This window comes from bacterium (assembly GCA_035703895.1).
GTDB lineage: Bacteria > Sysuimicrobiota > Sysuimicrobiia > Sysuimicrobiales > Segetimicrobiaceae > Segetimicrobium.
On the sequence record DASSXJ010000259.1, the window covers coordinates 1 to 10,348 of the forward strand.

Here is a 10,348-nt window from a genome sequence, read left to right on the forward strand (position 1 = left end):
TAGTCTCAGCGGACTACGCGCATCTATCTTATCGCGGGCGCGCAGCACAGGGGCGGGCCAGGCGGTAGTTTTCTCTCGAATCGATCCCACCTTCGAACAATTTCCGCGATCTGAGCGAACCTCACAGGAGCACCGCCACCCACCACGGGCTGAGCAGTGAACTCAACCGCGAGCACGACCTCTGCCAGACCACGAGCAAGGTAGCTTGGGCGACCGCGAAATATTCCTCGCGCCGTTGCCAATCCTACCCATAGGACGTCGCACGGCAGAGTCCAGCTCAGGGTAGCTTGTCGAAAAAGAGATAAACGGCGGCAATCCGGCCGTCCCGGGCAATGATGAAATCTGTCCCGGCGTTGGCTGGCGCCTCACCAGGGCGGCCCTCTACCCATTGGATCCGCCCGCTATTGCCCAATTCCTCGGGCGCGGCAATTGGCTGATATCGAAAGTCAGGGTGAGTAGCCTTGATCGCGCCCGCGACGCGATCGATCTCGTCGCGGCCACGGTAGACGCCCCTGGGCTCGTAGAACACGCAATCTTCGGTGAAGATCTCGTCGATGGCCGCGCGCCGACGCGCGGGGTCGTTTTCACCGAAGACGTCGTCAAGATTGCGGGTCAGCAAGGTCGAGGTGCTATAGGACATGGCTTGTCTCCTCTCGGCATCGAGTGCGGCTTGCGATATCTCGACCCGGAACGGCTCTGTATTAACTTCGGCGAGGACTGCGCATCGCCACACGGTGACTACTCAATTACATCCTCACTTCTCAGTACCAATCCCCCCCCAAATGTCGGATGGCTTCTGGATTGCCGAAGAGCCGTAGATGAGCGGGCGAAGGAGCGTATGGGCGCTTTCGCTCGCACCCTGACCGACTGTTCCAGGTAACGACTCAGGCCTGAGAATAATATTGAAACTCGATCGCATCGAGGATCCTGCGTCCTCATCATGAACTGGGAGAATGCTCGAAGCACCTGCTGCACGTCCTGGTCTTCAGGCACGCGCGGCAGGATCCGAGTGATTCGCATCGTCATGCCCCGCATAGGGGTCTCTGGAGCAGGCCGGCCTCGATGCACCATCTGAAGAAGGTCTTCAACGCTCGGAAATAATGGTGCACGCTGACCGGCTTCATAGTCTCGCGCAAACTGGTGAGATAGCGCTGGACGCCCAGAGAAGTCGCATCCCGAAGGTCATCGAGCTCGAGCGCCTGGGCCAACCGCTGGAGGGTCCAGGCGTACCCGGTTACGGTACGGGACGAGCAGTTGCTGACGCGCCGGCTGAGAAGAAAGGTCTCTAGGGCAGCCTGGAAGTCCGCTTCGGGGTGAGCATCTGCTTTTTGGGGCGTTTTTTGCGGTGCAAAATCGCTGGGAGCCTGGATTTTATTGGTTTGGAGCGGGAAACGGGACTCGAACCCGCGACCCTCTGCTTGGGAAGCAGATGCTCTACCAACTGAGCTATTCCCGCTCGTCTCACCACTATTTATTGCAAGACATATTATAGTTCCTGCAAAGCCCTCCGTCAAAAGGGTGGGGGGGGATATAGCCGGCCAGTCGAGAAGCCGCTACGCAGTGCCGATCTTCGCGGCCGGGGGTGCATGCATGAACGGGGAGCTTTCTGGGCAGGTCATCATCATCACGGGCGCGGGCCGTGGCATCGGGCGCGCGGTGGTCGGAGAGCTGGCGGCCGCGGGCGCGCGGCTCGTGCTGGTCGCGCGGACACGGGCGGACCTCGTACGCGCCGCGGAGGAGATCGGCGAGGACCGGGCGACAGTGGTTGCCGGCGACGTAACCGACGAGGCCACCGCGGCGGCCGCGGTCGCCCGCGCGCAGGAGTGGGGAGGCCGACTGGATGCCGTCGTGAACAACGCCGGGATCGGGTGGCGCGGGGTGACCCATGAGATGCCGGTCGACGCTTGGCGGCGGCTGATGGACGTCAATCTGACCGGAGTTTTTCTTTTTACTAGAGCCGCGCTGCGCGTGATGGTGGCCCAGCGGCGGGGCCACATTGTCAACATTGCCTCGGGGGCGGGACGCCTGGGGATGGCGGAGAGCGCGGCATATTCAGCCTCGAAGTTTGGCGTCATTGGGTTCACCGAGTCGGTCGGGCTCGAGGTCCGGCGGAGCGGCGTGAAGGTGAGCGTGGTCGAGCCCGGGTCGGTCCAGACCTCGTTCTCGGAGAGTACCGTGCGCCGGGACTGGGCGCTTCAGCCTGACGATGTTGCTCGAGTTGTCCGAGCCGTCCTGTCCACCGGGCCGAACGTCTGGATTAGGGAAGCGTTCGTCACGCCGCTGCAGGTCCCCAAGGCGTAAGCGGCGGGCGGCGCGATGTCGGCCCAGGCATAAACTCAGAACTCGTCTATCAGTGTCCTTTGATTTATTCTCTGCCGCCGAGGGTTCGGCTGAGGAAGTCGACCAGCATCCGGGCGATCGCCTCCTTCCCTTGGGCGACGCCGTCGACCGCGCCATTGGGCCGGACGAGGTAGCCGATATGCAGGCCGCGCTCGATGTCCCGGAGATCGTTGGCCACGACGAGATCCGCGCCGGTCTTGTCGGCCCAGGCCCGGGCGATCTCGATCAGCGCGTCTTTCCCCTTCCCAACCTCGAGCTTGAACCCCACGAATAGGGTTTTGGGCGCGAGCGTCTTGACCAGGGGAGCCGCCTTGGGTGTCGGGGTGAGGCGGATCACCCACTCTGATAGGTCGCTTGAAGTCTTCTCTTCCCGGATCTCGGCCGGCTCGAAGTCGAGCACCGCCATCGCGTGGATGACCGCGTCATAGCCGGTCGGAAGCTCTTTCCTGAACACCACGATGAGATCGTGTACCGTCTCGATGGGGAGGAGCCGCAGGTGGCTCCGCTGGCCGCCCCGGATTGTGGGGGTTTCGCTGACCCGACCGTAGACAAACGTGACGTCGGCGCCGGCCTGCACAACCGCCTCGGCGATGAGCGTCCCCAGCCTGCCGGTGGACTTGTTCGAAAGGAACCGCACCGCGTCGAGGGGTGCCCGGGTTGGCCCCGAGGTGATGAGGATCCGTCGTCCAGACAGGCTCATGGTGAGACAGCCGGCGTGGCAAATCCAGAAAGCGCGAGCGTGATCTCTTCCCGCACCCACGGATCTCGCTCGTGCGTCAGCCGGTGCTGCAGGCCCCGCTGCGCGTCGTCGCCGCCGATCCGGCCGAGCGCCCACGCAGCGTGGCCGCGCACCAAGGCGTCATCCCCGTCGTCGAGCGCGATCATCAGGTCCGGCACCGCCACCGGATCAGCGATGTTGCCCAGTGCGACGGCGACATTTCGGCGGAGGCCACTGCGCCTGGCGCGCTTGACCGGCGAGCCGCGGAACCGCTGCCGGAACTCCTCTTCGGTGATGTTTAAGAGAGGAAGCAGCGCGGGGCGGGCGCCGGTGCCGGCGCGCGCCGCAAACTCGGGGTGCCCTTCGGCCAGGGTCTTGGTGTTGTGCGGGCACACGACCTGACAGATGTCACACCCAAAGATGTGATCCCCGATCGCCGGGCGGAGCTCGAGCGGAATCGGGCCCCGGTGCTCGATCGTCAGGTACGAGATGCACCGGCGGGCATCCACCATATAGGGCGCGACGATCGCCCCTGTGGGGCAGGCGTCCAAGCAGAGGCGGCATCGGCCGCAGTCTCCATCGTCAGGGACGTCGGGGGTCATCGGCAGGTCGGTGAGGATCTCCCCCAGGAACACCCATGAGCCGTGCCCGCTGCGCGTGATGATCAGCGTGTTCTTCCCGTACCAGCCGAGCCCCGCGCGTCTGGCCGCGGCTCGGTCGATCACCGGGCCAGTGTCGACGTAGTAGCGGGCGACCCGGGCGCCTCGGCTCAGCAGATACCCGGCCAGCCGGCGTAGCCGTTGTTCCATGGCGGCATGGTAATCTTCGCCCTGCGCGTACCGGCTGATCCGGCCCCGTGCCTCCGCCGGCGCTGGCGCCGGTTCTTCCTCGCTCGGTGCGCCGTTGGTATGGCCCCCATAGTACAGACCGACCACAACGAGCGTGCGGGCGTCCTCCACAACAGCCTTCGGGTCGCCCGACCGCGGGGCGTTTCGGGCCATGTAATCCATTTCACCATGGTATCCGCGATCCACCCAATCGGCGAGAGCCCGGCCTTCGCGGACAAACGGCGCACTCGTAGTGATGCCGCAGAGATCGAACCCGGCGGCGGTCGCCTCGTGTTTGACATCCTGCGCAAGTTTCGCAAGGTCCATCGTGGCGCTCCCGGTCTGAGTATAACACTGCGCAGACGGGTCCCTCCTCACGCACCGATCGTCACGGCGACACTCGATCGCCAGAGGAGTTCGCTTAGCACGCTGGAACCTGTCGTGCCGTGGAATCTGCTCCCGCCTCGCTCAGCGTGTCCCACGTTGCCCGCTCGTTCGGTCGGCGTCACGTGCTCCGCGACGTGACATTCACCGCTCGCCGTGGCGAGTTGGTGGGAATCGCCGGAGAGAACGGGGCCGGAAAGACGACGCTGCTCCGGATCATGGCCGGGCTGCTGCCGCCGGACCGGGGTCGCGTCGACGTCCGCGGCCGCATCGGGTACTGTCCTCAAGACCCGCAGGTGCACTTCGGGCTCACCGTCGACCAAAATCTCGAATGGTTCCGCGCCGCGTACCGCCTCGAGCATCACATGCGCGCCGAGGCAATGCTGGATCGGCTGGCCGTCCGCCAGCACCGCCGGACGCTCGTCGGCGACTTGAGTGGAGGCACCAGGCAAAAGCTCAACCTGATCCTCGCGCTCATGCACGATCCCGAGGTGCTGCTCCTCGACGAGCCGTACCAAGGGTTCGACTGGGAGACGTATCTCCGGTTTTGGGACATCGCAGAGGAGTCCCGGGGCGCCGGCAGGGTCATCGTCATCATCTCGCACCTGGTCTTCGAGCGCACCCGGTTCGACACGCTGCTGCGCCTCCACGACGGGGTCCTCGAACCGGAGGCGATCCGGTGATCCGGCAGATCTGGATCGCCCTGCGGCTGACCCTCACCGAGCAGGCGCACAACCGGTTCGCGATGCTCCTCCTAGCCGTCTATCTCCCCGCATGGTACGGCGTCATCTACGGGCTCACGGATAATGCCTCGATTGGGTTCCAATTGCGCACGTTCCATGTCTTCGTGGCGACCAGCCAGCACCGGTTGGGACTGCTCACCGGGATGCTGAACGCGACCACGCTGATCATGGGGTTCGTGGCGCTGAGCGCGGTCCGGCGATCCGCGCTCGTCGATCAGCGGCTCGTCTTGTGCGGGTATTCGCGGAGCGCGTTGATCCTGGGCCGTCTGCTGGCGTTTGCGGGGGCATCGGCCGTGCTGTCCGTGTACGCGGTGGCCGTGCTGGCTGCGTTCACCCCGCCCCAGCACCCCGGTGTGGTCGTCGCCGGGACGTTCGGGGCCGTGCTCACGTATGCGGCGATCGGGGTGCTGGCTGGGGTCGTTGCCCGGGGCGATCTCGAGGGATTCTTTATCATCATCATGTTGAGCCTGGTGGATACGTTTATCCAAAACCCGATCGGCAACCCCGCGGCCAACCGCGCCGTCGTTGAGTACTTCCCCTCGTACCTGCCGATGCAGATCGTGGTCGGAGGAGCGATCGCCAACCACGTGGCCTGGTGGCAGTTCTGGGGCAGTCTCGCCTGGGCCGTGGTGTTGGGCATCCTGGGCGTGCTGGGGTTCTGGCTGCGCACCCGGATCGCCCGCGCACACGCGTGAAATGCCGTTATGATGTGCTGACGGGGAGCCGATCGGGGTCCTGAGCAGCCGTCCTAAAGTCGACGATCTGAAATGTCCCCAAGCGTGTGTTCGCGCTTGGATGCCATTCTACCGAGATCGGCGCGGCGAAATCGGGCGCGAGGCGCCCGCGCTCGATCCAGTAGCGCGCGTGAGGATCGTTGAAGATGGCCGCGCTTGCCTTGGCGACCAGCGTGAGTGGGGCTTCGATGACGTGCACCTCGTCCAGTTCTTTGAGGTCGCGGAGCGCTGCCACTAACCGATCCCGCACCGCCCCTTGCGGGATGGGACGCACGTTCACCAGGCCGATGTTGCGCCTCATCGGGCCGATGATCTTGACGTTCGCGAGTTCCGCGGCGAAGCGGGCCTCGCGCAGGACGCTCAGCACAACCTCGTTGGCCCGCGCCACCGCCCGCCCGTGGTACTCCGGCGCGACGAGCGGCTTCAAGAGATGTTTGAGTTTGCATCCTTCGCGTCCCGGGTTTTCCCCGATCCGCGGCGGGCGGACCCTCATCTCATCGGCGAGCGCGCGGATTTCGGGCTTCCCGAGGTCGAGCAGCGGTGCGTAGTAGCCGTTGCATACCTTGAGGCCGAGCTGGCCCCATGTGTCGCTCCGGTTGGCCCCGGTGAGGACCTGACGTCCGCCGGAGACGGCCTTGACCATCCCCAGCTTGATCTCGCGCGTGCAGCGATTGCACGCAGGGCCGGCCGCCTGCACGCGATGCTGCTTGAACTGTCCCAGCAGGCACCGTTGTTGCAGGCCCAGCGATTCTGCGACCTCGAGCACGATCTCGTTGCCCCGCTTGTAGGCGTACTCCCCCATATTGACCGTGACGAGCAGTACGTGATCGGCGCCGAGGGCGTCGCGGGCCAGGGCAGCGACGACGGTACTGTCGAGACCGCCGCTGAACGCCACAACGACCGGAGCGCCCTGCGTCGTCGCGCGGATGTCCTGATTGAGGGCCGTGCGGATGTCCACGCTTCCAGGGTATCCGATCCACGGGCCGTTGTCACCGGGCCCTCCGCACCGGTGTGGTGGGAGGCGACAGAGGAGAAGAAATGGTTTGAAGTGAACAGCGGGTCAGGGGACCCCGCCGGGGGCCCCGGGAGGTGGGAAATGGGAAGGCGCGTCGTGACCCTGCTGTTGGTGGCGGTCTTCGCCGTCGGACTGTGGCCGGGGGCGGTGACCGGTCAAGCCAAGATTGCGATGACGTTCTGGAGCTGGCGGGGGGAGGACAAGGCGTTTTACGAGAGCATGATCAAGAAGTTCGAGGGCCAGAACCCAGGGGTGTCCATCGAGTTTCAGACGTACAAGCCGACGGAGTACAACACCGTCCTGTCCGCGGCCATGCAGGCCGGCAAGGGCCCCGACATCGTCCACCTGCGCGCCTACGGTGCGCTCCAGCCGTTCGCGAGGCCGGAGTTTCTCGTGCCGCTCGAGGACAAGGTCCCAGAACTGAAGACGTTTGCCCGCCAGTGGCTTGACGGCGCCCGGAGCCGCGCCGACGGCAAAGTGTACGGCGTGCCGTTTGCCGTCCAGACGTTGGTCATCTTCTATAATAAGAAGCTTTTCAAGAGCGCGGGCGTGACGCCGCCCAAGACCTGGGACCAATTCCTCGCCGTCCTCAAGGCCCTCAAGGACAAGGGCGTGACGCCCCTGGCCAACGGAGGAAAAGAGGGGTGGACGCTTGAGATCGCGATGGGGGTACTGGGTCCCAACTTCTACGGCGGGTCGAACTTCTACGAGGCCGTCACGCGCGGGCAAACCACGTTCAAGAGTCCCCAGTTTACCTCCGCGCTCGCCAAGATGGGGGAGATCCGGCCGTACATGCCTCAGGGGTTCATGGGCGTCGCCTACACGGATATGCAGCAACTGTTCATCAACGAACAGGCGGCGATGTTCATCGGGGGCATCTGGGAGCTCGGCTACTTCAAGAGCCAGAACGCGTCCCTCGACATCGGCGTGATGCCGGGGCCGGTGGCGCGTGATGGGGACACGCCGTGGGTCAGCAGTTACGACGACGGCAACTACGGGGTGAACGCCAAGAGCCCGAACCAAGCGGTCGCGCTGAAGTTCATCCGGTTCACGGCCTCCCGGGAATGGGGGCAGGCGTTCACGGACCAGCTCAAGCAGATCTCCGCCGTCCCGGGGGTCGAGATTCACGATCCGCAACTCCAAGTGGTCCAGACCTGGATGCGGCATGCCACCCCGTACATCATGCTTGTCGGATTCCGGTGGAAGAACCCGACCGGCAGCGAGCTGATCCAAAACGATCTGCAGGGGCTGTTTTCCGGCAAGATGACACCGCAGCAGGTTGGCGAGGATCTGACGAAGGGTCTGGCCACCTGGTTTGAGCCCTTCAGGGGGCAATAGCGCGCACACCTCCGCGAGCGTGGGGGCCGGGGCGATGTCGTTCCCCGGCCCGCGCCGTTTCTCTTACCGTGTGAGTCAGGCGCTGTGGGTCGCGGCATGCCTCGCGCCCGCGCTCATCCTGTTCACCATCGTCGTCGCCTACCCAATCGCCGGCGCGATGGCGTACAGCCTCTTTCGCTGGGACGGGATCGTGCGAGGCGCCTTTAGTGGTCTCGCTAATTTTCAGCGGCTGCTCACGCAGTATCCCTACAGCGTGCGGATGCTGACCGCATTCTGGCACAACGTGTGGACCTTTGCGCTCACGATGGTGATTCAAAACGGGCTTGGCCTCCTGTTCGCGGTGCTCCTGGCAGGCCGGACGTGGGGGGCGCAAATCTACCGGGCGATCTTCTTCATGCCGGTGACCCTCTCGCTGGTGATCGTGGGGTTTCTGTGGCAGCTCTTTCTCAATCCGGTCTGGGGTATCGTCAACAAGTCTCTGGCGCTGCTCGGGCTCGGCGGGCTGGCCCGTCCCTGGCTGGGGGATGTGCATACAGCGCTCATTGCGATCACACTCGTGAACGCCTGGCGGTGGGTGGGGTTCCCCGCCATCGTCTTTCTTGCCGGCATTCAGGCGATCCCCGATGAATATCTGGAGGCGGCCCGTCTGGATGGCGCCGGTCCCGGCGCGATCTTCCGACGGGTGGTCCTGCCCCTGCTGGCCCCCCAGGTGAACATCATCGTCATCCTGACGTTCATTGGGGCCTTCAACTGGTTCGAGTTGCCTTACGTGATGCAGGGAGTGACCGGTGAGCCCAACCACGCGACCGACGTGCTCGGGCTCCTCTTTTATCGGTCCGCGTTCGGCGCGGTCGACACCGGCAACCCGGACGTCGGCATCGGATCATCGATCGCCGTGATCATGTTTACATTGATTCTCGTGGTCAGCAGCCTCGGCGCCATCTACCTGCGGCGGCGGGAGGTGGAGCTGTGATGCTGCCGGTCGGGCGGACGCGGTTCCTGCGCATGGGCGGCGCGGCCCTCGCCCAGACGGTCTTGCTCGTCAACACGCTCCTGGTGCTCCTCCCCATGGTCTTCATGGTGCTCTCGTCGTTCAAAACCACCAGAGAGATCTTCCAGCGGCCGTTCAGCCTTCCCCCCACCCTGGTATGGCAGAACTACTCGGCGGTCTGGCAGGCGGCGCACTTCAGCCTGTACTTTCGCAACAGCGTCATCGTCACGGCCGCGTCCATGGTGCTGATCCTGGCGACGAGCACCCTGGCCGCCTACGCGCTCGGCCGCTACCAGTTTCGCGGCAATGACCTGATCTACTTGTATTTCCTCACGGGGATCATGGTGCCGATCCGGCTGGCCATCATTCCCTTGTTCATCCTCATGCGGGACCTTCGTCTACTGGATACGTATTGGTCGTTGATCCTCGTGTACACGGCCTCGGGCCTTCCGAGCGCGATCTTCATCCTCACGGGCTTCTTCCGGACCCTGCCGAGGGATCTCGACAACGCGGCCCGCATCGACGGGGCGGGGGAGCTCAGCGTGCTCATGCGGGTGATGCTTCCCCTGGTCCGGCCGGCCCTGGCCATCGTCACCGTGTACAACATCATCCCCATCTGGAACGACTTTTTCTTCCCGCTCGTGTTCATCCACCAGGACCGTCTCAAGACGCTGCCGTTGGGACTGACGGTGTTCTTCGGTGAGTTCGCCACCAACTGGGCGCTGCTGTTCGCCGGCCTCACGCTGGCCGCCGCTCCCGTGATCGGGCTCTACATCTTGATGTCCCAGCAGTTCATCAAGGGGCTGACGGCCGGCGCGGTGAAAGGGTAGCTCACACCGGGGGCGAGAAGTCCGTGGCCGCGAGCAGGGACGTGCGGATGTGCTCGACGATGAACCCCTGCGCATGCGACTGATGCCGCGCCTTGTGCCAATCGGGATCCGCGGCGAAGGCGTTCCACCTCTTCTCCCGGTCTTCCCAGGAAGCGTATTTCGTGATGTAGATGAGGTCGTCCGATTCGCCGACCAGGGTGTCCCAGAAGCCGACGACCTCGATCCCGTGCTTCTTGAAGAGTCCCATCGTATGGTTCCGGAAGCGCGCCAGAACATCGCCCTTGCGACCCGGCATGCACTTGTAGATGCGGAGCTCGTACACCATCACCCCACCTCCTCGGACGGTTGCGCAACAGGTTCGCTGCCGTGTTGCCGCCGGCCTTGCAGGGAGGAGCGTTGCCGCCCCGGAAGCGGCTATGCTAGCATGA

Annotated in this window: 11 protein-coding genes and 1 tRNA gene; 6 read left to right on the forward strand and 6 right to left on the reverse strand. The window is 64.5% G+C overall.

Annotated elements, in window-relative coordinates; all coding sequences use genetic code 11:
• Positions 1–277 precede the first annotated feature (277 nt).
• Together VFP86_17245 and VFP86_17250 are read right to left on the reverse strand one after the other, a co-directional pair.
• On the reverse strand, positions 278–640 hold the full coding sequence (locus VFP86_17245; protein ID HET9001389.1) for a nuclear transport factor 2 family protein: 363 nt from the start codon (positions 638–640) through the stop codon (positions 278–280).
• A 740-nt stretch (positions 641–1,380) separates the two neighbouring features.
• Positions 1,381–1,456 (reverse strand) — tRNA-Gly (locus VFP86_17250).
• Positions 1,457–1,590: 134 nt separating this feature from the next.
• Between VFP86_17250 and VFP86_17255 the strand changes: the two genes are divergently transcribed.
• Entirely contained in the window at positions 1,591–2,301 is a 711-nt protein-coding gene (locus VFP86_17255; GenBank protein HET9001390.1) for an SDR family oxidoreductase, read from the forward strand.
• Positions 2,302–2,365: 64 nt separating this feature from the next.
• Here the strand turns inward: VFP86_17255 and VFP86_17260 are convergent, their stop codons facing one another.
• Positions 2,366–3,040, reverse strand: a complete 675-nt coding sequence (locus VFP86_17260) for a phosphopantothenoylcysteine decarboxylase (protein HET9001391.1) — start codon at positions 3,038–3,040, stop codon at positions 2,366–2,368.
• Positions 3,037–4,212 carry a tRNA epoxyqueuosine(34) reductase QueG gene (gene queG, locus VFP86_17265; protein HET9001392.1) on the reverse strand — a complete coding sequence of 392 codons (1,176 nt, stop codon included), beginning with the start codon at positions 4,210–4,212 and terminating at the stop codon, positions 3,037–3,039. Before queG ends, VFP86_17260 begins: the two co-directional genes overlap by 4 nt.
• A 119-nt stretch (positions 4,213–4,331) precedes the next feature.
• Here queG and VFP86_17270 point away from each other — a divergent pair, with 119 nt between their 5' ends.
• Complete coding sequence (locus VFP86_17270) at positions 4,332–4,952, forward strand: ATP-binding cassette domain-containing protein (GenBank protein ID HET9001393.1); 621 nt, start codon at positions 4,332–4,334, stop codon at positions 4,950–4,952.
• Positions 4,949–5,707 (forward strand): hypothetical protein, encoded by a 759-nt coding sequence (locus VFP86_17275; GenBank protein ID HET9001394.1) that lies wholly within the window; start codon positions 4,949–4,951, stop codon positions 5,705–5,707. Before VFP86_17270 ends, VFP86_17275 begins: the two co-directional genes overlap by 4 nt.
• Before the next feature lie 7 nt (positions 5,708–5,714).
• On the opposite strand, the gene VFP86_17280 is transcribed toward VFP86_17275, so the two are convergent.
• Positions 5,715–6,704 carry a 7-cyano-7-deazaguanine synthase gene (locus VFP86_17280; protein HET9001395.1) on the reverse strand — a complete coding sequence of 330 codons (990 nt, stop codon included), beginning with the start codon at positions 6,702–6,704 and terminating at the stop codon, positions 5,715–5,717.
• A gap of 138 nt (positions 6,705–6,842) precedes the next feature.
• On the opposite strand from VFP86_17280, the gene VFP86_17285 reads away from it, so the two are divergent.
• The 3 genes from VFP86_17285 to VFP86_17295 are packed head-to-tail and all read left to right on the forward strand — an operon-like array spanning position 6,843 to position 9,920.
• Positions 6,843–8,099: an extracellular solute-binding protein gene (locus tag VFP86_17285; protein ID HET9001396.1), complete on the forward strand. Its 1,257-nt coding sequence runs from the start codon at positions 6,843–6,845 to the stop codon at positions 8,097–8,099.
• A gap of 34 nt (positions 8,100–8,133) precedes the next feature.
• A complete protein-coding gene (locus VFP86_17290) occupies positions 8,134–9,072 on the forward strand; it encodes a sugar ABC transporter permease (protein ID HET9001397.1) in 939 nt (312 codons plus the stop codon).
• The gene (locus VFP86_17295) at positions 9,072–9,920 is read left to right on the forward strand and encodes a carbohydrate ABC transporter permease (GenBank protein ID HET9001398.1); all 849 of its coding nucleotides are present in this window, start codon (positions 9,072–9,074) and stop codon (positions 9,918–9,920) included. Before VFP86_17290 ends, VFP86_17295 begins: the two co-directional genes overlap by 1 nt.
• A 1-nt stretch (position 9,921) precedes the next feature.
• On the opposite strand, the gene VFP86_17300 is transcribed toward VFP86_17295, so the two are convergent.
• The gene (locus VFP86_17300; protein HET9001399.1) at positions 9,922–10,245 is read right to left on the reverse strand and encodes an NIPSNAP family protein; all 324 of its coding nucleotides are present in this window, start codon (positions 10,243–10,245) and stop codon (positions 9,922–9,924) included.
• Positions 10,246–10,348 lie beyond the last annotated feature (103 nt).